Source organism: Methylobacterium sp. P3_A11, assembly GCF_056403155.1.
Window position 1 is genome coordinate 1 of record NZ_JBFUGA010000019.1, and the last position, 23,484, is coordinate 23,484.

The 23,484-nt window shown below is 73.0% G+C and carries 22 protein-coding genes; 10 read left to right on the top strand and 12 right to left on the bottom strand.

Annotated features, from left to right (window positions below):
- Positions 1–355: 355 nt before the first annotated feature.
- Entirely contained in the window at positions 356–1,438 is a 1,083-nt protein-coding gene (gene dinB / locus AC1DXK_RS08670) for a DNA polymerase IV (protein ID WP_457108531.1), read from the bottom strand.
- Between the two features lie 210 nt (positions 1,439–1,648).
- The gene (gene rimO / locus AC1DXK_RS08675) at positions 1,649–3,025 is read right to left on the bottom strand and encodes a 30S ribosomal protein S12 methylthiotransferase RimO (protein WP_477297456.1); all 1,377 of its coding nucleotides are present in this window, start codon (positions 3,023–3,025) and stop codon (positions 1,649–1,651) included.
- A gap of 376 nt (positions 3,026–3,401) precedes the next feature.
- Here rimO and pabB point away from each other — a divergent pair, with 376 nt between their 5' ends.
- The 6 genes from pabB (at position 3,402) to AC1DXK_RS08705 (ending at position 7,799) form a co-directional block, all read left to right on the top strand.
- Positions 3,402–4,790 (top strand): aminodeoxychorismate synthase component I, encoded by a 1,389-nt coding sequence (gene pabB / locus AC1DXK_RS08680; RefSeq protein WP_457108529.1) that lies wholly within the window; start codon positions 3,402–3,404, stop codon positions 4,788–4,790.
- Entirely contained in the window at positions 4,787–5,401 is a 615-nt protein-coding gene (locus AC1DXK_RS08685; protein WP_457108528.1) for an anthranilate synthase component II, read from the top strand. Before pabB ends, AC1DXK_RS08685 begins: the two co-directional genes overlap by 4 nt.
- Positions 5,388–6,251, top strand: a complete 864-nt coding sequence (locus tag AC1DXK_RS08690) for an aminotransferase class IV (protein ID WP_457108527.1) — start codon at positions 5,388–5,390, stop codon at positions 6,249–6,251. The genes AC1DXK_RS08685 and AC1DXK_RS08690 overlap by 14 nt, the downstream gene beginning before the upstream one ends.
- Positions 6,248–6,778 (top strand): DoxX family protein, encoded by a 531-nt coding sequence (locus tag AC1DXK_RS08695; RefSeq protein WP_457108526.1) that lies wholly within the window; start codon positions 6,248–6,250, stop codon positions 6,776–6,778. Before AC1DXK_RS08690 ends, AC1DXK_RS08695 begins: the two co-directional genes overlap by 4 nt.
- Positions 6,779–6,904: 126 nt before the next feature.
- Positions 6,905–7,147 (top strand): hypothetical protein, encoded by a 243-nt coding sequence (locus AC1DXK_RS08700; protein ID WP_477297460.1) that lies wholly within the window; start codon positions 6,905–6,907, stop codon positions 7,145–7,147.
- A gap of 118 nt (positions 7,148–7,265) precedes the next feature.
- Entirely contained in the window at positions 7,266–7,799 is a 534-nt protein-coding gene (locus AC1DXK_RS08705) for a YciE/YciF ferroxidase family protein (RefSeq protein WP_457108524.1), read from the top strand.
- Positions 7,800–7,862: 63 nt separating this feature from the next.
- Here the strand turns inward: AC1DXK_RS08705 and AC1DXK_RS08710 are convergent, their stop codons facing one another.
- From AC1DXK_RS08710 to AC1DXK_RS08730, 5 genes are all read right to left on the bottom strand, one after another.
- Positions 7,863–8,192, bottom strand: coding sequence for a hypothetical protein (locus AC1DXK_RS08710; protein WP_457108523.1), 330 nt, complete (start codon positions 8,190–8,192; stop codon positions 7,863–7,865).
- Between the two features lie 73 nt (positions 8,193–8,265).
- The gene (mazG, locus tag AC1DXK_RS08715) at positions 8,266–9,174 is read right to left on the bottom strand and encodes a nucleoside triphosphate pyrophosphohydrolase (protein ID WP_457108522.1); all 909 of its coding nucleotides are present in this window, start codon (positions 9,172–9,174) and stop codon (positions 8,266–8,268) included.
- Positions 9,175–9,242: 68 nt separating this feature from the next.
- Positions 9,243–9,476, bottom strand: coding sequence for a hypothetical protein (locus AC1DXK_RS08720; RefSeq protein ID WP_457108521.1), 234 nt, complete (start codon positions 9,474–9,476; stop codon positions 9,243–9,245).
- 52 nt (positions 9,477–9,528) lie between these two features.
- Positions 9,529–9,774 carry a hypothetical protein gene (locus AC1DXK_RS08725; RefSeq protein WP_457108520.1) on the bottom strand — a complete coding sequence of 82 codons (246 nt, stop codon included), beginning with the start codon at positions 9,772–9,774 and terminating at the stop codon, positions 9,529–9,531.
- Positions 9,775–9,875: 101 nt separating this feature from the next.
- Complete coding sequence (locus AC1DXK_RS08730) at positions 9,876–11,774, bottom strand: glycosyltransferase family 2 protein (RefSeq protein ID WP_477297463.1); 1,899 nt, start codon at positions 11,772–11,774, stop codon at positions 9,876–9,878.
- 156 nt (positions 11,775–11,930) lie between these two features.
- Here AC1DXK_RS08730 and AC1DXK_RS08735 point away from each other — a divergent pair, with 156 nt between their 5' ends.
- From AC1DXK_RS08735 to AC1DXK_RS08750, 4 genes are all read left to right on the top strand, one after another.
- The gene (locus AC1DXK_RS08735; protein WP_457106691.1) at positions 11,931–12,782 is read left to right on the top strand and encodes a transporter substrate-binding domain-containing protein; all 852 of its coding nucleotides are present in this window, start codon (positions 11,931–11,933) and stop codon (positions 12,780–12,782) included.
- 88 nt (positions 12,783–12,870) lie between these two features.
- The gene (locus AC1DXK_RS08740; protein WP_457106655.1) at positions 12,871–13,077 is read left to right on the top strand and encodes a hypothetical protein; all 207 of its coding nucleotides are present in this window, start codon (positions 12,871–12,873) and stop codon (positions 13,075–13,077) included.
- Between the two features lie 343 nt (positions 13,078–13,420).
- Positions 13,421–15,136 carry a lysine--tRNA ligase gene (locus AC1DXK_RS08745; RefSeq protein WP_457106656.1) on the top strand — a complete coding sequence of 572 codons (1,716 nt, stop codon included), beginning with the start codon at positions 13,421–13,423 and terminating at the stop codon, positions 15,134–15,136.
- Positions 15,137–15,143: 7 nt separating this feature from the next.
- Positions 15,144–15,755, top strand: a complete 612-nt coding sequence (locus AC1DXK_RS08750) for a pyridoxamine 5'-phosphate oxidase family protein (RefSeq protein ID WP_457106657.1) — start codon at positions 15,144–15,146, stop codon at positions 15,753–15,755.
- Positions 15,756–15,776: 21 nt separating this feature from the next.
- On the opposite strand, the gene AC1DXK_RS08755 is transcribed toward AC1DXK_RS08750, so the two are convergent.
- The 5 genes from AC1DXK_RS08755 to AC1DXK_RS08775 form a co-directional block, all read right to left on the bottom strand.
- A complete protein-coding gene (locus tag AC1DXK_RS08755) occupies positions 15,777–16,100 on the bottom strand; it encodes a type II toxin-antitoxin system PemK/MazF family toxin (RefSeq protein WP_457106658.1) in 324 nt (107 codons plus the stop codon).
- Positions 16,097–16,321 carry an antitoxin MazE family protein gene (locus AC1DXK_RS08760; RefSeq protein WP_457106659.1) on the bottom strand — a complete coding sequence of 75 codons (225 nt, stop codon included), beginning with the start codon at positions 16,319–16,321 and terminating at the stop codon, positions 16,097–16,099. The genes AC1DXK_RS08755 and AC1DXK_RS08760 overlap by 4 nt, the downstream gene beginning before the upstream one ends.
- 154 nt (positions 16,322–16,475) lie before the next feature.
- A complete protein-coding gene (locus AC1DXK_RS08765) occupies positions 16,476–17,375 on the bottom strand; it encodes a transglutaminase family protein (RefSeq protein WP_457106660.1) in 900 nt (299 codons plus the stop codon).
- A 103-nt stretch (positions 17,376–17,478) separates the two neighbouring features.
- Positions 17,479–20,016 carry a circularly permuted type 2 ATP-grasp protein gene (locus tag AC1DXK_RS08770; RefSeq protein ID WP_457106661.1) on the bottom strand — a complete coding sequence of 846 codons (2,538 nt, stop codon included), beginning with the start codon at positions 20,014–20,016 and terminating at the stop codon, positions 17,479–17,481.
- A gap of 13 nt (positions 20,017–20,029) precedes the next feature.
- Positions 20,030–23,308: a transglutaminase family protein gene (locus tag AC1DXK_RS08775; RefSeq protein WP_457106662.1), complete on the bottom strand. Its 3,279-nt coding sequence runs from the start codon at positions 23,306–23,308 to the stop codon at positions 20,030–20,032.
- Between the last annotated feature and the right edge of the window lie 176 nt (positions 23,309–23,484).

Consider the following 23,484-nt stretch of genomic DNA (forward strand, 5'->3'; position numbering starts at 1 on the left):
GGCCGCCCGCCGGGATCGAGAGCTGGGCGGGGCTCGCGGTGTAGCCCAGGAATTGCGCCGCGTTGGCGGCGCCGAAGGCGGCGGTGCCGTCGGCACGGGCGGCGCTCATGGAGGCAGCCATGGAGGCGCCCAGCAGCAGCGCGGCAGCCAGGGCCAGGGGAGCGTGCTTCGACATCGGGCGGGCTCTTCGGTGCATGCGGTCTCCGGGCAATCCCGGAACGGGCGGAAGGCTCCCGGAAAGCTCCCACGGGCGGTCGATCGGCTGCGGCCGGGGCGCGGCATCGCACCGGCCATGATGCATCCCGTCGATCGGCGCCGCTCTGGCTCCCGCCGCGGCGCGCGCGCAGCCGTCCCGTCAGAGACCCAGCCCGAGCTGCCGCGGCCCCTCCGGCGCGTCCTGCGCGAACCCCGACAGCGACACCCCGATCAGCCGCGCGCTGCGCCGCAGGGGGAACAGGCCGGCGAGGAGGTCGAGGCCGATCCGCTCCAGCCCGGCCCGGTCGGTGACGGGTGCGGTGAGCGACTTCGCCCGGGTGACCTGGGCGAAATCCGAGAACTTGAGCTTCAGGGTCACGGTCCGGGCGCGCATGCCCTTGGCGTCGGCCCCGGCCCAGACCTTGTCGAACAGCGGCGCCAGCCGGGCGGCCAGGACCTCGAAGGCGGCCGTATCCTCCGAGAAGGTGGTCTCGGCTCCGATCGACTTGCGCACCCGGTGGGCGCGCACCGGCCGCGCGTCGATCCCGCGGGCGACCGCGTGGTAATAGGCGCCCGCGGAGCCGAAGGTCTCGCGCAGGCGCTCCGGCGTCCAGGCGCGCAGATCCGCCCCGGTCTCGATCCCGAGCCGCTTCATCTTCGCCTCGGTGACCGGGCCGACCCCGTGGAACCGGCCGATCGGCAGCGCCGCCACGAAATCCGGCCCCATGGCGGGGGTGATGACGAACAGGGCGTCGGGCTTGCGGTGGTCGGAGGCGACCTTGGCGAGGAACTTGTTGTACGAGACGCCGGCCGAGGCGACGAGCCCGGTGCGCTCCAGGATCTCGGCCCGGATTGCCTTGGCCACGGCCGTCGCCGTCGGAAGGCTCAGGAGATTCTCGGTGACGTCGAGATAGGCCTCGTCGAGGGCCACCGGCTCGATGAGCGGCGTGTGCCGGGCGAAGACCGCCCGAATCTCCTCCGAGACCGCCCGGTAGACTTCGAAGCGCGGCTTCACGAACAGCAGGTCCGGGCAGAGCCGCCTTGCGGTGGCCGACGGCATGGCCGAGCGGACGCCGAACTTGCGCGCCTCGTAGCTCGCCGCCGCCACCACGCCCCGCTCCCGCGAGCCGCCCACGGCCAGCGGCCGGCCGCGCAGGGCGGGATCGTCGCGCTGCTCCACGGAGGCGTAGAACGCGTCCATGTCGATGTGGATGATCTTGCGGAGGGCGACCTCCGGATCCATCGCCGCCTCGGGTCCCGACCAAGTTCCTGATCTGTTCTGAAAGACCGTGCGGGGCGGCCGAGGTCAAGCCGCGCCGGACGCGGCGTCAACAGGAGTCCGGTCCGCGCCCGTCATCGCGAGCGCAGCGAAGCGACCCAGGGCAGCGGGAGGTTTCCGAGCGCCGCGCCTCCCTGGATTGCTTCGCTACGCTCGCAAAGACGGTGTTCCGCCTCAGGCGACGGTGCCGTACAGGTCGTAGGCCTCGGCCCGGTCGATCTTCACGGTGACGATGTCGCCGACCCGCACCGGGCGCCGGAAGGCGGCGTGGACGGTGCCGTCGATCTCCGGCGCGTCGGCCTTGGACCGACCCCTTGCCACCCCGCCCTCGACGGCGTCGATGATCACGGGCAGCCGCTTGCCCACCTTGGCCCGCTGCAGCCGGAGCGCGATCCCGTTCTGCGTCTCCATGAACCGGCGCTTGCGCTCGGCCTTCACCGCCGGCGGCACGAGGTCGCCCAGCGTGTTGGCGGTGGCGCCGGCCACCGGCTCGTACTCGAAGCAGCCGACGCGATCGAGCTTGGCCTCCTGCAGCCACGCCAGCAGCTCCTCGAACTCGGCCTCGGTCTCGCCGGGGAAGCCGACGATGAAGGTCGAGCGGATCGCGAGGTCCGGGCAGATCTGCCGCCAGCCCCGGATCCGGTCGAGCTGCCGCTCCTGGTTGCCGGGCCGGCGCATCCGCTTGAGCACCGAGGGGCTCGCGTGCTGGAGCGGCATGTCGAGATAGGGGAGCACCTTGCCCTCGGCCATCAGCGGGATGACCTCGTCCACGTGCGGGTAGGGGTAGACGTAGTGCAGCCGGACCCAGGCCCCGAGCTCGCCGAGTTCCCGGGTCAGGTCGTAGAACTTCGCCCGGACCTGGCGGTCGCGCCAGGGGCTCTCGGCGTAGCGGATGTCGACGCCGAAGGCGCTGGTGTCCTGGCTGACCACCAGCAGCTCMTTCACGCCGGCTTTGACGAGCTTCTCGGCCTCGCGCAGCACGTCGGCGGCGGGGCGGCTCACGAGATTGCCGCGCAACGACGGGATGATGCAGAAGCTGCAGCGGTTGCTGCACCCTTCCGAGATCTTCAGGTAGGCGTAGTGGCGCGGGGTGAGCTTGATCCCCTGGGGCGGCACGAGGTCGAGGAACGGGTCGTGGGCCGGCGGCACCGCCTCGTGGACGGCGGCCACCACCGATTCGTAGGCCTGCGGCCCGGTCACCGCCAGGAGATCGGGGTATTTCGCGCGGATCTCCTCGGGCTGGGCGCCCATGCAGCCGGTGACGATCACCCGGCCGTTCTCCGCCATGGCCTCGCCGATGGCCGAGAGCGATTCCGCCTTGGCCGAATCCAGGAAGCCGCAGGTGTTGACGATCACCACGTCGGCCCCGTCGTGCCGGCGGGCCAGCTCGTAGCCCTCGGCGCGCAGATGCGTGAGGATCCGCTCGGAATCGACCAGCGCCTTCGGGCAGCCCAGCGACACGAACGAGATCTTGGGAGCCGCGCTGTTGGGGGCCGCGCTCTTGGAGTCGGCTCCGGGAGCGGGGCCGCTTGGGGCAGGTGTGGCGGTCATGACATTCGGGTCGGACAGGCCCGGCGCGGGCAACCGAGGATCGGTCGCCCGGAGCGCCAGGAGGGGAATTCGGGATCGCGCTCCCTATACAGGCTCCCGCGCCGCCGCGCGAGACCGGCCGCCGCAGGGGTGACCGGACTGGCGCGCGACGCTGACGCGGAACCGGAAACTTGGCTGTTCACCAGGACTTTGCGCGTCTGCCCTGACACCCCACATGAAGCTGACAAACGGCGGCCTGCGTGGGGGACACGCCCTGTCTGCCCCCCGGGGCGGCCCCTGCGTGCAACTGCCGCTTCCCCCGCGGCATCGCCTGTGCGACGGCAGCGTGACACGATCTGCCCCGCCCGCGCCCAGGACAACAGCCCCGAACCCGGTCATGTGGACCCGAGAGATCCCCTTCATCGATCCCGTCGCGGCGGCCGCCCGGCTGCGCGCCCTGCCCGGGCTCGCCTTCCTCGACAGTGCCATGCGGCACGACTCCCTGGGGCGCCATTCGATCGTGGCGGCCGAGCCGTTCGCGCGCTTCCGCTACCGCGACGGGCGCGCGACCCTGGACGGGAACCCGGTCCCGGGCGGTCCGTTCGCGGCTTTGCGGGCGTGCCTCGCGCCGTACCGGATCGAACCCGACGCCGAACACCCTTTCCCCGGCGGGGCGATCGGCTACTTCGCCTACGATCTCGGCGCGGCACTGGAGCGGGTCGCGGCGCCGGCGCGGCGGGCGGGGCTCACCGACGACATCGCCCTGAACCTCTACGACACGGCCCTGGTGATCGACCACGCCGCCGGCACCTGCCGGCTCGTCGCCACCGGCTTTCCCGAACGCGTCCCGGAGAACCGGCAGGCCCGCGCGGCGGCGCGGCTCGCCCGCTTCGCGGATCGGCTCGGCACCGCGGAATCATCCCTCGGGGCTTCCGAAGCGCCGTCGGAACCGCTCACTTGGCACTCGAACTTCGACCGACAAGGTTATGAAAACGCTGTCGAAACGGTCCGATCCTATATCCGCGCCGGCGACATCTACCAAGCCAACATCGCCCAGCGCTTCACCGCCGATCTGCCGGCCGGCTTCGACCCGTTCGCCCTCTACCGGCGCCTGCGCGCCACCAACCCGGCGACCTTCGGCGCCTACCTGGAGCTGGAGGGGCTGAGCGTCGCCTCGTCCTCGCCCGAGCGCTTCATCCGCCTCGACGGCCGGCACGTGGAGACGCGGCCGATCAAGGGCACCGCCCGCCGCGCGGACAACCCCTTGGACGATCCGGAGGCCGACCGGGCCGCCGCGGCGGCGCTCCAGGCCAGCGTCAAGGAGCGGGCCGAGAACGTCATGATCGTCGACCTGCTGCGCAACGACCTGTCGCGGGTCTGCAAGCCGGGCAGCGTCGCCGTGCCCACCCTGTGCGGCCTGGAGACCTACGCCAACGTCCACCATCTGGTGTCGGTGGTGACGGGAGACCTCCGCGACGGGCTCGACGCCCTCGACCTCCTGGAAGGGACGTTCCCGGGCGGCTCGATCACGGGCGCCCCGAAGATCCGCGCCATGGACATCATCACCGAGATCGAGGGCGACGCCCGGGAACTCTATTGCGGCGCCATCGGCCGGATCGGCTTCGACGGGGCGCTCGACACCTCGATAGCGATCCGCACGGTGTTCATGGACGACCGACAGGCGGTCCTGCAGGCCGGGGGCGGGGTGACCCTGCTGTCGGAGCCCGGCCCGGAATACGACGAGACCCTCGCCAAGGCCGCCCGCGTGTTCGAGGCCTTCGCATGATCCTCGTCCTCGACAACTACGATTCGTTCGTCTTCAACGTCGTCCGCTACCTGGAGGAGCTGGGCGCGGAGGTCCGGGTCGTGCGCAACGACGCGCTGGACGTGCCCGGCATCCGGGCGCTCGCCCCCGAGGCCCTGGTGGTCTCGCCCGGACCCTGCACCCCCGCGGAGGCCGGCATCTCCCTGCCGGCGATCCGGGAGCTGTCGGGGGCGGTGCCGATCCTCGGCGTCTGCCTCGGCCATCAGGCGATCGGCGCGGCCTTCGGCGGCACGGTCGTGCGGGCGCAGCGCCCCCTGCACGGACAGATGACGCCGATCGCCCACACGGGCGAGCGGCTGTTCTCCGGGCTGCCGGCGCCGATGCCGGTGGGGCGCTACCACTCGCTGGTGGTGACCCCGGGTCCCGAGATGGACCGGCACCTCTCCGTCGACGCGGTCTCGCAGGAGGGGGAGGTGATGGCGCTCTCGCACCGGACCCACCCGACCTACGGCATCCAGTTCCACCCGGAATCGGTCCTGACCGAGGGCGGCCACGCCCTGTTCGCCAACTTTTTGGGCCTGGCCCGCGCGTGGCGCGAGAGGCCGGAGGGACGCCGCGATGCTGTGGCGTGACGGGGTGATCGCGCCCGGTACCACGGCCCCCTTCGACCTCACCGACCGCGGCCTGACGCTGGGCGACGGCCTGTTCGACACGGCGCTGGCGCTGGGCGGCCGCGTGGCCTTCGAGGACGCCCACATCGCTCGGCTCGTGGCCGCCGCGGGGACGCTGGGGATCCCGGTCGCGCCGGAGCGGATCCGCGCCGCCATGCGGGCGCTGGCCGAGGCGGGGGGCGACGATGGCGGGCGGCGCGCGATCCGCACCACCCTCACTCGCGGCTCCGGCCCGCGGGGGCTGAAGCCGCCGGAGGCTCCGAACCCGACCCTGTTCGCCACCGCGGCGCCGAGCGCCAGGAGCGCGGCCTTCGCGCCCCTGCGCCTGTGGCCCACCCCGATCGCCCGCAACGACACCTCCCCGGCCGCCCGGCTGAAGACCCTGGGCTATGGCGACGCGGTGCTGGCCGCCCGCGACGCCGCGGCGGCGGGTTTCGACGAGGCGTTGTTCTGCAACACGCGCGGACGCGTCGCCTGCGGGGGCACCGGCAACCTGTTCGGCCTGTTCGGCGGGATCCTGGTGACGCCGCCGCTTGCCGACGGCGTCCTCGCCGGGATCGTGAGGGCGGAAATCCTGGCGCTCGCCGCCGGATGCGGGCTCGAGGCGGAGGAACGGTCGCTCACCCTGCCCGACCTCCGCGGCGCCGAAGCCGTGTTCCTGACCAACTCTCTGCGGCTCCTCGCCCCCGTGACGGCGGTCGGCGACGCGACCTTCGCGGGCGGCGGACACCCGGCGATCGCCCGCCTGACGGCCGCGCTCCGCGGGTCGGTGGCCCGCTCCTGCGGCGTGTCGGAGGCGGCGGTCGCGTGACCGGGCAAGCGACAGACCGAGCGACCGGCCGAGCGGCCGAGACGGGGCGCCGGCGGCTGCGCTACGCGCTGGCGGCACTCTACGCCGTCATCGGAATCGTGCACCTCGTGGCGGCCGACGCGATGCTGCCGCTGATGCCCGACTGGGTGCCGGAGCCGCGGCACGTCATCCTGGCGACCGGCCTGTGCGAGCTCGCCGGCGCCGCCGGCCTGCTGTTTCCCCCGCTCCGTCGCGCCGCCGCGATCGGCCTCGCCCTCTACGCGGTCTGCGTCTACCCGGCGAACCTCAAGCATGCCTTGGACCACGTCCACGTGGACGGCATTCCCGATTCCTGGTGGTACCATGGCCCGCGTCTGGCGTTTCAGCCGGTCTTCGTCTGGGCGGCGCTCTGGGCCGGCGGCCTGATCGACTGGCCGTTCGGCGGACGCCGGAGATCTGGCGAAACTGCGGGCAAGATCTCCGAGGGTCCACGGCAGCCCGGCCCGGCTCTGCCGACGGCGCCGCCAGCAACCATCCGGGAACCTTGATCACAGGATCCGGGGATCCGAGGATCACGGCAGGCTTTGATCCCGGGATCACGGTCGATACACCGGCCGTCAGCCGCTCCGCGCGCCGGAAGACCGCGCCGCCCGGCTCCGAGACAGGCGGACGACATGCCGAAGCGCCGCGACCCGGACCAGAGACCGCCGCGCCCCGACGCGCCGCCGGACCGCGCCGCGGTCGAGCGCGCCCTGGAGACCATCCTCGACCGCCTGCGTCCGGTAGCGCCCGTCGCCAAGGCGACCGGCAAGGCGAGTGGCAGAGCGACCGGCAATGCTCCCGGACAGCGGGCTGCGCAGGCGGACCGGCGCGGGCGCGCGCCGCGGCCCGGACGTCCGCACGGCGAGGAGACCTGACCACCGAAAGGTTCCTCCCCAGGACGGCGATATCGTCCGGATACCGGCGGCCGGACCGGCGTTCCCAGTGCGGAGGCCGCGGACAGAAACGGCGGCCGTTCAAGGGAGACTGACCGCCATGACCAAGCAGAAGACGCTGCACGACGCCTTCTACGAGACCCTGAAGGACGTCTATTACGCCGAGAAGCAGTCCGTGAAAGCGCTCAAGAAATCCGCCAAGGCGGCCGAGCACGCGGAACTGCGCCAGGCCTTCGAGACCCATGCCGAGGAGAGCGCCCAGCAGGTGGAGCGCCTGACGCAGGTCTTCGAGATCATCGGCAAGCCCGCCCGGGCGAAGACCTGCGAGGCGATGCAGGGCATCGTCTCGGAGATGGAGGAGGATCTCGACGACTTCGAGGGCAGCCCCGCCGCCGACGCGGTGCTGGCCGCCTGCGCCCAGGCGGTGGAGCATTACGAGATCGCCCGCTACGGCACCCTGAAGACCTGGGCCGGCCAGCTCGGCTACGCGGACGCCGCCAAGCTCCTGGACGAGACCCTGCAGGAGGAGAAGAAGACCGACGCGCGGCTGTCCGAGATCGCCGTGTCGATCAACGCCGCGGGCGATCCCGAGGATGCGGAGGGGTCGAAGGGCAAGGGCCGGAAGGCCGCCTGATCACGGACGGATCCGGCGCCCCTTCCGGGCGCCGGATCCGTCCGGACCGTCGCCCAAAAGGCGTCAGTGCGCCGTCTCGATGGCGCTGAGGGGCGTCCAGTAGCAGCTGTCGTGCGAGTCCTTCAGGGCGAGGCAGCCGTAGGTCATCGTCCGGCTCTCCAGGCGGACCTCCTCGCCCTGCTTCCAGGACCGGCACTCGCCGTTGGCGAGGCTGCCCTGCAGCAGCTGGCCGAATCCCGATTCGTCCCCCGCCATGACCAGCTTGAACAGGCGGTCCGTGACCTCCTGGCTGTGGCAGCCGAACCGATCCTGGACGATCGTCTCGGCCCCGGCGGGCCGCGACAGGGCGGCGGTCAAGACGAGGGCGGCGAGGGCGGGGAGGGCAAAGCGCATGCGCGGAACATATCCGCCCGCGTCCAGCTGTCGAGCCCCCGGGGCGGCGGGGCACCGCGGAGGATCGCCGCGCCTACGGTCGGCCCGTCGCCTCGTCGCGCTTGGCCGCCTGCCACGCCGCCTCCATGGCGGCGAGGTCGGACCGGCCGAGGGCGCCCCCGGAGGCCGCGAGATGCCGCGCCATGGCGGCGAAGCGGCGCTCGAACTTGGCGGTCCCGTCGCGCAGCGCGGTCTCCGGGTCGATCCCGGCATGCCGGGCGAGGTTCGCCACCGAGAACAGGAGGTCGCCGATCTCCTCGGACAGGGCCTCCGGATCGCCCGCCGCCAGAGCCTCGGCGACCTCCGCGGTCTCCTCGCGGACCTTGTCGACGACCTGGGCGGCGTCGTCCCAGTCGAAGCCGTAGGCGGCCGCCCGGCGGGAGATCTTCTCCGCGCGGGCGAGGGCCGGCAGCGCCCGGGCGACGCCGCCAAGGTGGTCCGGCTGGGGGTCCGGCTCGGCGTCCGGCTCGGGGGCCGCGGCCCGCCGCTCGGCCCGTTCCTGCGCCTTGATCGCCGCCCACTGGGCCTCGACCTCCGCGGGATCGCGCAGGGGCGAGCCCGCGGGCAGGGGCGCGCCATCCGGGGTGAAGACGTGGGGGTGGCGCCGGACCAGCTTGTCGCCGATGGCGCGGGCCACGTCGTCGAACGCGAAGGCGCCCTGCTCCTCGGCCATGCGGGCCTGGAACACCACCTGGAGGAGCAGGTCGCCGAGTTCGTCGCGCAGGTCGCGCAGGTCGCCCCGCGCCACCGCGTCGGCGACCTCGTAGGCCTCCTCGATCGTGTAGGGCACGATCGAGGCGGGCGTCTGCGCCACGTCCCAGGGGCAGCCGCCGACGGGATCGCGCAGCGTCGCCATCAGGTGCAGGAGCCTGCGCAGGGATGGGGTCTCCCCCGCCTCACCGCCGGTCACGCCGGACCGGGCCGCCTCGTCTGCCTCGCTCATGCGGCTGGCGTTAGAGCATGACGGGGCAAAGGGAAATCCGCCGGCCCGGTGCGGGCGGGCACCGGAGCTCAGACCCGGGCGTCGCGCTCGCGCACCTGCTCGGCCTGCAGCCCGTTGAGGTAGCCGGTCAGCCGGCCGCTGACCGCCGGATCGGCGCATTGCACCCAGAGGGGCGCCGGAAGGGCGCGGGCGGGCAAGCGCAGCAGGAAGGCCTCGGCCGACAGGGCCGCCTCCCGCTCGGACGCGGCCGCCAGCAGGCGAGCCCCCGCCTGCGTGCCGATCAGGATCGCGATCGTGGTCATGGCATCTCCCTCGCGGGACAACGGCGCGCGGGCCGTGGGCGTTGCACCGCGCTCAGCTCGTCGGCCGGACGCAGAGCGGCTCCCGGGCCAGCGCCAGGGAGAACGACCACAGGATCCGGCCGCACGCGTCCGTCAGCACCGCCCCGGTCAGGAGCATGCCGGTCGCGGTCCCGCACAGGGTCCGGGCGGCGCGGATCGCCGCCTCCACGTCGTCCGCCTCCAGCAGGTCGCTGGCGAAGGCGAGGCCGCTGCGGCCGTCCGCGTGCTCCAGGGTGCGTCGGAGGTGATAGGCCGGCATGCTCGGGCCGCCGCGGGACGACACGCCGGGGCCGCCCGCGCCACGGACGGGAGCCGGCGGCGGATGCTAGCGAGGCCGCCGGCCGGGACGACTGATCCAGATCAAGCGGATGCACCTTCGCCGCCCCCGGACCCGGTGTCGCCGGGCGTCGCAGGGCGCCGGGACCGGTTCAGCCGCCCGCTGCGCGAGGTCCGCGCGAGGCCGTGGCGGGTCTTGTTCCAGCGGACCGGTGCGCGGACCAGCTCGATCAGCGCCAGCCACGCGGCCAGGCTGACCAGCAGGAAGTAGAGCGGCATCCACGGGACCGACTGGGCGAGGTCCCCCCAGCCGCGCCGGGCACAGCCGAGCAGGGCCGGGAGGACCAGGGCGGCGAGCCCCGTCCCGAACAGGGTGATGGCGAGCCCCGTGGACAGGTTGTCCAGGAAGACCGGGGCGGCCGGGATCTCCAGGACCAGGAAGCACCAGGCCGCAGCGACGAGGCAGACCGGGTAGGCGAGGGCCGAGGCCACGGTGCCCGGCACCAGGGCGGCGGCGCAGAGGGTCTCCAGCCCGCCGAGGCGGCGCGCGTTGGCGAGGGGACGCCGCCCGTGGGTGAGGCTCGTCTGGAGGAGGCCCTTCAGCCAGCGGGTGCGCTGGGCGAGCCAGGGGCCGAGGCGGGCCGGGGCCTCCTCGAAGGTGGGGCTGGGCAGGTCGCCGACCGTGTAGCCCGCCAGCGCGAGGCGCAGCCCGAGATCGGCATCCTCGGTGACGTTGTGGGCATCCCAGCTGTGGAGCGCCCGCACCACCCCGGTGCGCAGGTGCATCGAGGTACCCCCGAGCGGCACCGGCAGGCGGCATCGGGCGAAGGCCGGGTTCAGCACGTCGAACAGGCCCGCATATTCGAGGGCGAAGGCGCGGGCGAGGCGCGAATCGCCGATGTTGTCGATCACGAGCCGCCCCTGGAGGCAGGCGGTGCGCGCGGGCAGGCGCGCGAACAGGGAAGCTGCCAGCCGCAATTGCCCGGGATCGGGCACGTCCTCGGCGTCGTAGACCGTGAGCAGGTCCCCGCGGGCCAGGGGCAGGGCGGCGTTGAGCGCCCGGGGCTTGGTGCGCGGGCCGCCCGGCGGCACCGTCACGACCTCGAACCGGGCCGGCAGGGTGGCGCGGGCGAGCGCCGCGGCGGTCTCCGGGTCGTCCGCCTCGAGCAGCAGCTTGATGTCGAGCTTGGCCGCCGGATAGTCGAGGGCGGAGAGCGCCCGGAGCAGGTCCGGCACCACCGCCGCCTCGCGGTGGAGGGGGACGAGGATCGTGTAGACCGGCAGGTCCGCATCGGCGAGCGCCGTCGGCGCCTCCGCGGCCACCGGCGCCGCGATGGCGAGCGCCGCGATCCGGAGGCCCGCCATGGCCAGGAACAGGATCTGGCCGACCACCCCCACCGCCCGCGCGAGCGGTGCCGGCAGCGCCGCGCACAGGCAGAGGGCGGCGGTGAGCGCGAGGGCGAGGACCAGCAGCCAGCGGAGGGCGGGCTCGGGCGCGCTCGCCCGCTCGGGGGCCTGCCGCCGCAGGTCGTGCGCCGCGTAATCCGCCACCTGCCCGGGGATGGCGGCGAACACCGCCTCGCGCAGGCGGGTGGGGCTGGTGATCGCCGGCACGGCGGCGCGGGGCGGGGCGTCGAGGAGGTCCGCGATCGTCCGGCCGCGGGGCGCCTGCACCCAGGGCGCCACCGACCCCGGCGCCAGGGGCGCGAGGCCGGCCACGAGGCTGTCGGGGAAGCGCAGCCCCAGGCCGAACGGGATCGGGCCGTCGAGATAGGGGGCGCCGAGCGCCCGGGCCAGGGCCGCGTAATAGGCCGGTTCCGCGATCAGGCCGGCATTCAGGAGCGCCGTCGCCGCGTCGGTCCCGGCCTTGGCCGCGGCGGCGGCGGCCCGGGTCAACAGCCGGACGTCGACCCCTTCGGCCAGCAGGAACGCGATCTCGGGTGGCAGGGCGGCCTGCTCGGCGGGCGAGCGCTGGAACGACACGCCGCGCGCTCCCCCGGCGGCCCCAGGACGTGATAGAGGAGGGGGGTGAGCCAGTCCCCGCCCCCGCGCTCCGAGAGGAGCACCACCCCTTCCCCGTCGTCAAGAGGCGATAGGACCGCCATCCCATCCTGGGCCGCGGCCGCGGTGATCGCTGCGTTGCTCTGTGGCGGTCCACGGGTCGCCAGCGCGGCGGCGCCCCCGGAGGCTCAGGCTCCCGCCGCCCAGCCGGTCGACACCCCCGTCGTCACGGTGCCGGACTTCTGGAACCCGCGCAGCCGGGGTGAGCGGGTCGAGGCGCCCCAGACCGGCCGGGCCGTCCGCTTCCTCACCGACGACGAGTTCCCGCCGCTGCACTTCGCCGGACCGGACGGCAACCCCACCGGCTTCGTGGTCGAACTCGCCCGGGCCGTCTGCGAGAAGCTGTCGATCCCCTGCACGGTGCAGGCGCGCCGCTTCGACACCCTGCTCGATGCCCTCGACGGCAAGCAGGGCGACGTGGTCGCGGCCGCGATCCCCCTGACCGCAGCCCTGCGGCAGAAATTCCTGGCGACGCGGCCGTATTTCCGCTGGCCGGCACGCTTCGCGGCCCGGACCGACAAGGGCCTGCCGGTCCCCTCGGCGGCGGCGCTGGCCGGCCGCAGCGTCGGGGTGATCGGCAACAGCGCCCATGCGGCCTACCTGAAAGCTTTCTTCCCCAAGGCCGTAGGCAAGGACTTCACCGACCTCGCGGCGGCCGAGGGCGCGCTCAAGCGCGGCGAGATCGACTACCTGTTCGCCGACGGCCTCAACCTCGCCCTCTATGTCGGTGGCCAGGACGCGGAAAACTGCTGCGCGCTGATCGGCGGCGACTACCTGGAGAACCGCTATTTCGGGGAGGGGATCGGCCTGATCACCCGCCAGGAGGACGCGGCCCTGTCCCGGGCGCTGGACGACGCGCTCCAGCGGGTCTGGGACGACGGCCGGTACACCGAGCTGTACCTGCGGTTCTTCCCGGTGAGCCCGTTCTGAGGGCTTTCATCGCCCGCGGGAATCGGGAATCCTGCCCGCCGGGCTTCGGTTGCCGGATTGCAACCTGACGGATCTGCGCGAGAAGGCCGTGGCGAAGGCGCGCGACCTGTCCCCGGACCTTCAGGACGCGATCGCCCGCCTCATGCCGGCCTTCGTGGGCGAAGAGGGCTCGGTCTACCGGTTCACCCCAGAGGAAGAGGCGGAGGTCGACGAATCCGAAGCCCGCGGCGATTACGCGACCGAGGCGGAGATCCGCGCCGTCTGGGCCAAGGATCGGCTCCAAGAGCCTGTTTGACTCGGGACTTCCCATCCTCGCCCTCATCCTGAGGTGCCGCGCAACGGCCTCGAAGGAGAGCTCCAGCCAGCGCAGCGGTCTCTGGATGGCTCCTTCGAAGCCTCCGCTGCGCGGCGGCACCTCAGGATGAGGGCGAGATTCGGAGATCCGAAATTCGGGACTCGTCCTGGCACGATCAGGAAGCCGAGCGGATCAGGCGTGCGTCTGCCAAGCCGAGACGAGGTGCGCTGTCACAGGCCTCACGCGCGGGCCGGCGATGGAACCCCGCAATGCACCACCGGGCGTTCCGCTCCGGCGCGAACCGCTCTAGGGTGCGCCCTCCCAAACACGCATCCCCGAAGACATGCCAGCCGCTCCCCCAGCCCTGACCCTCGACGCCGACGTGATCGCGGCCGCCGCCACCGCCGCCGCCTGGCCCTTCGAGGAGGCGCGCAAGCTCTTGGCGCGGATGGAGAAATCCGGCAAGACCGAGGTGCTGTTCGAGACCGGCTACGGCCCCTCGGGCCTGCCGCATATCGGCACGTTCGGCGAGGTCGCCCGCACCTCCATGGTGCGCCACGCCTTCCGGGTGCTCACCCGCGACGCCGTGCCGACCCGGCTGATCGCCTTCTCGGACGACATGGACGGGCTGCGCAAGGTCCCGGACAACGTGCCGAACCGCGCGATGYTGGCCGACCATCTCAACCAGCCGCTCACCCGCGTGCCCGACCCGTTCGGCACCCATGACAGCTTCGGGGCGCACAACAACGCCGAGTTGCGCCGCTTCCTCGACGCCTTCGGGTTCGCTTACGAGTTCCGCTCGGCGACCGAGTGCTACCGCGCGGGGGTGTTCGACGCGACGCTGCTGCGCGTGCTGGAGCGCTACGATTCCGTGATGGAGATCATGCTGCCGTCGCTGCGGGCCGAGCGCTCGGCGAGCTACTCGCCGTTCCTGCCGCTCCACCCGGTCACCGGCCACGTCATGCAGGTGCCGATCGACGAGGTGAAGGCGGAGAGCGGCACGATCGTGTGGCGCGATCCCGCGACGGGCGAGCGCTACGAGACCCCGGTGACCGGTGGCCACGCCAAGCTGCAGTGGAAGCCCGACTGGGCGATGCGCTGGGTGGCGCTCGGTGTCGATTACGAGATGGCCGGCAAGGACCTGATCGATTCGGTCAAGCTCTCGGCCAAGATCGCCCGGGCGCTCGGCGGCGAGCCGCCGGAGGGTTTCAACTACGAGCTGTTCCTCGACGAGAAGGGACAGAAGATCTCGAAGTCGAAGGGCAACGGCCTGACCATCGACGATTGGCTCAAGTACGGCACGCCGGACTCGCTCGCCCTGTTCATGTACAACAAGCCCCGCGAGGCCAAGCGCCTGTTCTTCGACGTGATCCCCCGGCACGTGGACGAGTATATCGGCTTCCTCGACCGCTATGCCGGCCAGGACGCGAAGCTGCGGCTCGGCAACCCGGTCTGGCACCTCCATGCCGGCAACCCGCCGGTGCCGGAGCGGGTCGAGGGCGCGAGCCTGACCTTCGCGATGCTGCTCAACCTCGCCGCGGTGGCCAACACCGAGGATCCGGCGGTGCTGTGGGGCTTCATCCGCCGCTACGCGCCGCAGACCGGGCCGGAGACCCATCCGGGCCTCGACCGGCTGGTGAAGCACGCCCTGACCTACTTCTCGGACTTCGTGCGGCCGGCCAAGACCTACCGGGCGCCGACCCCCGAGGAGCGGGCCGCCCTGGAGGACCTGTCCGAGACCCTCGAGGAGCATGCCGGCTCCACCGACCCGGAGGCCCTGCAGGCGGCGGTCTACGAGGTCGGGCGGCGCCACTTCCCCGACACGTCCGGCAAGGCCAAGAGCCCGGACGGGCGGCCTGGCGTGTCGCAGGCGTGGTTCACGAGCCTCTACAACGTGCTGTTCGGCGAGGCGCGGGGACCCCGCTTCGGCTCCTTCGTGGCGCTCTACGGCGTGGCGGAGACCCGGAGCCTGATCGGCGCGGCCCTGTCGGGCGCCCTGGTGGCCGAGCACGAAGCCTTCGTGGCCGGCAACGCCAAGGTCGCATCCCCGGTCGCGTGAGGGCGCCATGATCGTTGACGATCTCGCCGCGCTGGAGGCGCTCTACAGCACGCCCCCGGCGTCCGCCTCCACGGTGAAGGTGGCGGCCTCGGTCACGCCGGATTACGCGGCGCTGATCGCGGCCTCGCCCTTCGCGGTGCTGGCGACGAGCGGCCCCGAAGGCCTCGATTGCAGTCCCCGCGGGGATCAGCCGGGCTTCGCGCGGGTCGCCGATCCGCGCACGCTGATCCTGCCCGACCGGCGGGGCAACAACCGGATCGACTCGCTCCGCAACATCGTGCGCGACCCGCGGGTGGCGCTGCTGTTCCTGATCCCGGGCTCGGGGACGACGCTGCGGGTGAACGGGCGAGCGGTGATCTCGGCCGATCCGGATCTCCTCGCCACGTTCCGGGTCGACGGCCACGCGCCGCGCACCGCCCTCGTGATCACGGTCGCGGAGATCTACTTCCAGTGCGCGCGGGCGATCATCCGGGCCGGGCTGTGGGATCCGGAAGCCCGCGTCGACCCGGCGACCCTGCCGACGCCGGGGGCGATCCTGGCGGCGCTGACCGCGGGCGAGGTCGGCGGCCAAAGCTACAACGCGCAGTGGCCGGAGCGGGCGGCCAAGACGATGTGGTGAGGGCCGGCCCGCCTGCCGGCGCTACGCGAGACCGAGGAACAGCGCGAGGGACCGCGTCACGGCCAGCAGGGTCGCGTCGTCGAGGCGCCCGATCGGCGGGCCGACCTTCTCCCGCCTCACCGACATGGCCTTGTCGATCTGCACTTGGGACGGCTTGTTCAGGCCGTTCTGAGATGTCGGCTGCAGAGTCGGCCGGATCAGCGGCGCGTCCACCAGCGTCGACGAGAGCAGGAGGACCGTCACCGTGCCGGTCTGGGCGAAGGCGTCGGACTGGATCACGAGCGCCGGCCGCGGCTTTCCGAAATCGCCCGCCCTCGCGACGGTGACGAGATCGCCGCGCGTCACGGCTCGGCCGGATCGTCGAGATCGGTGAGAGCGGCATCGAGGAAGGCATGCAGTTCGCGATCGGCCGCATCGGCCTCGGCCACCAGCAGCGCCTGGCGCCGGCATTCCTCGACGAAGCCCGGCCGGCTCGTGTCCGGAACCCAGATCTGCACAGGTCGGAGCCCGGCGGCGCGGAGAGCGTCCCGACGCTTCCGAACGCGCTCGGCGACAGGGTTGGACATCGCCGTCTCGATTTCTGTTACATGTAACAAATAGGGACTTGGAATGGCGGACGTCAAGACGCGGTGCGTGGGGACCCGGACACCGCCGTCCTGGCGAGCGCCGCGAAGCCTCCCGGGGCAGCGCGACAGCGGCAGGCGATGGGCCGACGCCGCCTCACCCCACCAGCGCGAGGTCCTGCGTCTCGGTGTCGGGGATGACGTCGACCTCGACCTTGAGGCGCTGCTTGCCCGAGCCGCTGACGATGCCGTCCACGGGCGCCACGTCGCCGTAGTCGCGGCCGCGGGCCACCACGATGTGGTCGTCGCGCACCGCGACGCCGTTGGTCGGGTCGAGGCCGCGCCAGCCGTCGCCGCACCAGACCGCCACCCAGGCGTGGCTCGCATCCGCCCCGCGCAGGCGCGGACGGCCCGGCGGCGGCACGGTGCGCAGGTAGCCGCTGACATAGGCCGCCGGCAGCCCCATGCCGCGCAAGCCCGCGATCATCACGTGGGCGAAATCCTGGCAGACCCCGGCCCGCAGGGCGAAGGACTCGGCGAGGGGCGTGTAGACGGTGGTGGCCTTGGAATCGAACCGGAAATCCTGGCCGATGCGCAGCATCAGGTCGTGGGCCGCCCCGTAGGCGCCCCGGCCCGGCGCGAAGCTCGCCCTGGCGTAGTCGGTGACGGCGGGCAGCAGCGGCACCCGGCCGCTCGGGTACAGGAAGTGCACCGGCGCCCGCCCGCCGAGGTCGCGCCCGGCCACCACGGCGTCGCGGACCCGCTCCCAAGGCATCCCGGATTCCGGCGGCGGCGGGGCCTGGCGCTCGACGCGCACGGTGGAGAGCGCCTCGACGCTGAAGGTGGTGTGGGGGGTCTCCAAGGTGATCGCCAGCGCGTCGATCCCGAAGTAGTCGCGCCGGATCACGGCGGTGGCCGGGCTCGGGTCGATCGTCACGGCGCTCGCCAGCACGCTCTGGCCCTCGCCATCCTGCGGCTTGAGCCGCAGGGTGCAGCGGGCGAAGTGCACCGGCTTGCCGTAGCGGTAGGTGGTGCGGTGGCGCAGCGTGTAGATCATCCCGGCGCCCGCCCGTCGCCCGCGGTCGCCGGCAAGAGCGCAGGCGCGCCGCAGCCCAGGCTGCGGATCGTCCTCGAGGCGGGAGCGTCAAGGACACACAGCATCAAGCCAGCCCCATCAGCTTCTCGGGGCGCAGCGCGTTCGGCCCGGTGGGGAAGTAGCGGGCCGCGATGCCGTCGGCGAGCCGCTCCAGGTCGGTCGCGAGCGCGGTGAGGCGCACGGCGTCGAAATCCGCGGCCTCGCCGCTGCGCAGATCCGACAGGATCCGGGTGGCGAGGCGGCAATGGGGCTCGGGAATGCCGTCGGCGGCCAGCGCCGGCAGGTCGGCAAGGTGCCGGGCGATCGCCTCCGCCTGGAAGGCGATCGAGCGGGGATTGTAGGGATCGAGCAGGACCATGTCGCGGACCGGGTCGAGGGCCGCCCCCTGCAGGTAGCGACGGCCGTAGCTGATCTGCGAGTCGCAGAGCGACAGCATCACCCCGAGGCAGCCCGGGGTCGCCTCGTCGTTGGCGAAGGCCAGGGCGAAGGCGCCGGTGTTGATCGCCCGCTCGATGCGCCGGCCGAGTTCGATGAAGTGCCAGCCCTCGGCGCGGCTCATGTTCTCGTGGGTCAGGCCCGCGAGGGCCGCGAGATGGCTCAGCGCCCGCTCGGCCCGGCCCGCGAGCTGCGACTCGGTCAGCGCCCGCTCGGGATCGAGGGACAGGAGTTCGTTCAGGTCGGCCAGGACGCGCCAGGCCTCGCCGGAGAGGCGGGCGCGCAGGGCGGCGGCGTTGCGGCGCGCCGCGATGATGTGCGCGCGGGCCGAACCCGGCCGCTCGCGCCCGGAAAGCGCCTCCTGGGCGAGGCGGGCGGTGGGCAGGTCGGCTGCGCCGGTGGCGCCCCACTCGTGCAGGAGGGCGCGCAGCGCCAGGGCCGCCGGCGTGTCGAGGGCGCCCGAGATGTCGGCCCCGACCGCGTCCCCGATGCTGCGCAGATGAGCGAGCACCAGCCGGATCACCGCCTCGCTGCGCTCGAGGTAGCGGCCGAGCCAGAACAGGCCGTCGGCCGCCCGGGCGGGGAGGTGGCCGCCGACCCGGCGCACCCGCGGGGCCGCGTGCAAGCCGATCAGGGGCGCGGCGACAGGCTTCTCCGACAGGACCCAGACATCGGCGGAGCGGATGCCGAGCCGCAGCTCGATCGGGTCGACGTCCTCGCGCTCCGAGACGCGGCAGAAGCCGCCGGGCATGACCTGCCAGCCGAGGGGCGTCCGGGTGGCGAAGACGCGGACCGCGAAGGGGCGTGGCACCAGGGAGAGGCCGGCCTCGCCGCGCTCCCAGCCCGGCATGGTCGAGAGCGGCGCCGCCTCCTGGGCGACGTAGTCGAAGGGCCGGTCGCGCAGGGCCGCCACGACCCGCGCGCGCTCGGCCGCCAAGACCGGCCCCGCCAGGATCGCGTCGCGCCCCGCCCCGCGCTGGGGCGTGGCGGCCGGGCGCAGGGTCAGGCTGTCGAGGTTGGCCTGGGCATGGGCGAGGCCCTCCAGGTCGCCGCACCACCACGTGCGCGGATGGCCGAGCCGCAGGGGCTCGCCGAGCACCCTGCGGGCGATGCCGTCGAGGTAGGGGGCGAGCGCCGCCGATTCGACGAGGCCCGAACCCGGCATGTTGGCCATCACCAGGGAGCCGTTGCGCAGGGCGTCGAGGATGCCCGGCACGCCGAGCCGCGAGGCCGGGTTCAGTTCCAGAGGGTCGAGGAAGTCGGCGTCGATCCGCCGCCACAGGGCGTCGGCCCGCTTCAGCCCCGCGACGGTGCGCACGTGCAGGCGGCCGTCGCGCATGACGAGGTCGTCCCCCTCCACCAGCATCAGGCCGAGATAGCGGGCCAGCGCCGCCTGCTCGACATAGGTGCTGCTGTAGGGGCCGGAGGTCAGCAGGCAGATCCGCGGGTCGACCCGCTCCGCCCCCAGGGCCAGCCCGTCGCGGAACGCCTGGAAGAAGGCCGGCAGGCGCTCGACGTGGAGGTCCTGGAAGAAGTCCGGGAAGGTCCGGGCCAGGACCATGCGGTTCTCCAGCGCCCAGCCGAGCCCCGAGGGCGCCTGGGTCCGGTCAGCCAGAACCTGCCAGCGCCCGTCCGAGCCCCGGCCGAGATCGGCGGCGTAGAGCTTGAGGTAGTGGCCGCCCGGGGGGGCGACGCCGTGGAGCGGATGCAGGAACTCCGGCGTGCCGGCCACGATCGCGGCGGGCAGGAGCCCCTCGGCGACCAGCCGCCCGTCCCCGTAGACGTCGGCGAGGATCGCCTCCATCAGCTCCGCGCGCTGGACGATCCCGGCGCTGAGCGCCGCCCACTCGGCCCCCTGGATCACCAGGGGCAGGCAGCCGAGCGGCCAGGGATGCTCGCGCTGGTCGCCGGCGATGCGGAAGGAGATGCCGGCGTCCCGGATGTGTCGCTCCGCCGCGACGAAGCGGGCCGTGATCTCCGGCTCGGTGAGGGCGCCGAGACGGTCGAGCAGGCGCGGCCACGCCCCCCGGGGCTGGCCGTCGGAGCCCAGGAACTCGTCCGGCCGGCCGGGTTCGGGGCGATAGCCCGCGACCCAGCGCGCGACGCGCGCCTGCGGGCTCTCCGCGGGCTCTCCGCGGGCGGTGCTGGCCGCGAGCGCGGCGTCCATCACGGGGTTCCGGTCATTGCGGGGCCGGCGTCCGCAGGTCGAGGGTGAGGGGGAACTCGGCGCTCGGTTCCGGAGGCGGCATGTCGATCCGGCCGGGGGTGTGGCCGTTCGGCTGGAACCGGGCGAGGCGGCGCCCCTCCGCCTCGTAGGCGTTGACCGGATGGGTCTCGTAGTTGCGGCCGCCCGGATGGGCGACGTGGTAGCGGCAGCCGCCCAGCGACCGCCCGCTCCAGGCATCGAGGATGTCGAAGGTGAGCGGCGAGTGGGCGGGGATGGTCGGGTGCAGGGAGGAAGCCGGCTGCCACGCCTTGAAGCGCAGCCCCGCCACGGCCTCGCCGCCCCGGCCGGTTCCGGTCATGGGCAGGCGGCGGCCGTTGCAGGCGATGACGTGCCGCTCGGGCACGAAGCCCTCGACCTTGACCTGCAGCCGCTCGACCGAGCTGTCGACGAAGCGCACGGTGCCCCCGCTGGTCCCTTCCTCGCCCATGACGTGCCAGGGCTCCAGCGCCTGGCGCAGCTCCATCCGGACCCCGCCCTGCTCGACCGTGCCGAAGACCGGGAACCGGAACAGGGCCTGCGCCTCGAAGGCGACCGGATCGAAAGCGTACCCCGCCGCCCGGAGATCCTCCAGCACCGAGAGGAAGTCGGACCAGAGGAAATGCGGCAGCATGAACCGATCGTGGAGGTTCGTGCCCCAGCGGACACAGCCCCCGGTCTGCGGCTCCCGCCAGAGCCACGCCACGAGGGCGCGCAGCAGCAGCTGCTGGGCGAGGCTCATCCGCGCGTCCGGCGGCATCTCGAAGGCCCGGAACTCCAGGAGGCCGAGGCGCCCGGTGGGCCCGTCCGGGGAGTAGAGCTTGTCGATGCAGATCTCGGACCGGTGGGTGTTGCCCGTGACGTCCACGAGGATGTTGCGGAACACCCGGTCGACGAGCCAGCGCGGGATGTTGGGCGCGTCCGGGGCCGGGATCTGGGCCAGCGCGATCTCCAGTTCGTAGAGCCCGTCGTGGCGGGCCTCGTCCATGCGCGGGGCCTGGCTCGTGGGTCCGATGTAGAGGCCGGAGAACAGGTACGAGAGCGCCGGATGGCGCTGCCAGTAGAGCACGAGGCTCTTGAGGAGGTCGGGCCGGCGCAGGAACGGCGAATCGTCCGGCGTGACGCCGCCCATGACCACGTGGTTGCCGCCGCCGGTGCCGGTGTGGCGCCCGTCGGTCATGAATTTTTCCGCGCCGAGCCGGGTTTGCCGCGCATCGGCGTACAAGTCGGTGGTGATGGCGACCGCCTCCCGCCAGGAGGCGGCCGGGTGGACGTTCACCTCGATCACGCCCGGATCGGGGGTGACCTTGATCACGCCGATGCGCGGGTCGTAGGGCGGCTCGTAGCCCTCGAGGTGGATCGGCAGGCTCAGGGCCGCGGCCGCGGCCTCGAGATGGCCGGCGAGTTCGAGATACTCGTCCACGCGCTGCACCGGCGGCATGAACACCCGCACCACGCCGTCCCGGGGCTCGATCGACAGGGCCGTGCGCACCGCCACGCCGGTGATGCCGGAGCCGTTGACGGTGGCCGCGCCGGGATGCCCGTCGGGGAGGGGCGGCCGGGGCTCCAGGGGATCCTGCGGCTGATAGTAGGGATAGTGCTCCGGCGGCACGTAGGGCAGGGACGACAGGGGCAGGCGGAAGCCCACCGGAGAGTCACCCGGGACCAGGAAGGCGTCGCCCCGGCGGAATGCCCAGGCCTCCGAGATCCAGACCCGGTCGGAATCGCCGTCCGTGCCGGTGGGCAGGCTCGCGAGCGGCAGGACGTAGCCGGCCGGCTCCCCGAGGCCCCGCTCGTAGACCCGCCTGATCCGGGCGTCGAACTCCACGGAGCCGGACCGGGCCGCGTCGGGCGTGACGTTGACCGGCAGGTCCGCGGCCTTCTTCTCCCAGAGGTCGCCGTCCTCGAAGGCCGGGATGACGTAGTCGACGAGGCCGAGGCGGCGGGCCACGGTGTCGGCGAGGGCCTTGGCCTGCGCGATCGTCGCGGCGCCCGCCTCTCCGGGGGCGGCCTCCGGGGCGATCAGGTCCGGGTTCCGCCAGATCGGCTGGCCGTCCTTGCGCCAGTACAGCGCGAAGGCCCAGCGGGGCAGGCTCTCGCCGGGATACCACTTGCCCTGGCCGTAATGGAGCAGCCCCCCCGGGCCGAACCGGTCGCGCAGGCGCCGGATCAGCTGGTCGGCGAGGCCGCGCTTGGTCGGGCCGACGGCGGCGATGTTCCACTCGGGCGATTCGAAATCGTCCACCGACACGAAGGTCGGCTCGCCGCCCATGGTGAGCCGCACGTCCTGCGCGGCGAGGTCGGCGTCGACCCGCTCGCCCAGCGCGTCCATGGACGCCCAGACCGCCTCCGAGAACGGCTTGGTGATCCGCGGCGTCTCGGCGACGCGGGTGATGCTCATCCCGAAATCGAAGGTGGTCTCGGCGGGCTCCATCGCCCCCGAGATCGGCGCGGCCGAACGGTAATGCGGCGTCGCGGCCAGCGGGATGTGGCCCTCGCCGGTGAGCAGACCCGAGGTCGCGTCCATGCCGATCCAGCCGGCGCCCGGCAGGTAGACCTCGGCCCAGGCATGCAGGTCGGTGAAGTCCGACGCGGTCCCGGCGGGGCCGTCGACCGCGGTGGTGTCGGGCACGAGCTGGATCAGGTAGCCGGAGACGAACCGGGCGGCGAACCCGATCCGGCGCAGCACCTGCACGAGCAGCCACGCCGAGTCGCGGCAGGAACCACTCTTGAGCCGAAGGGTCTCGGCGGGCGTCTGGACGCCGGGCTCCAGGCGCACGCCGTAGGCGGTCTCCCGGGCGATCTGGGCGTTCAGCGCCACCAGGAACTGCACGGTACTGGGTTCGTCCGGAAGGCGCGCGAGCAGCGCCTCCATCTCCGGACAATCCGCGTCGACCGGCGCCCGGTAGGGGGCCAGTTCCTCCGCGAGGTCCGGGTCGTACGCGAAGGGGTGGGTCTGGGCGTAATCCTCGACGAAGAAATCGAACGGGTTGATCACCGCCATGTCGGCGGTGAGGTCGACCTCGATCTTCAACTCGTCGGTCTTCTCCGGGAAGACGAGGCGGGCGAGCCAGTTGCCGCTCGGATCCTGCTGCCAGTTCAGGAAGTGGTTGGCCGGCGTCACCGTGAGCGCGTAGGCCGGCACCTTGGTGCGCGCATGCGGGGCCGGACGCAGGCGGATCACCTGGGGGCCGAGGCTGATCGGCCGGTCGTAGCGGTAATGCGTGACGTGGTGCAGGGCGGCTTTGATCGACACGATGGCTCCGTCTGAAGGATCGAATGCGGCCTCGTAGCCGGTACCGGACATCGCGGCAGGTCGAACGTCGGCCCCCACCGCGCGGTTATGCGACACAGATCGGGCCACAAGCAATTTTCGTGCGGCGGCGCGCGCCCGTCGGGCGTATGGCAGGAACTTTGCCGCCCGGCCCCGCT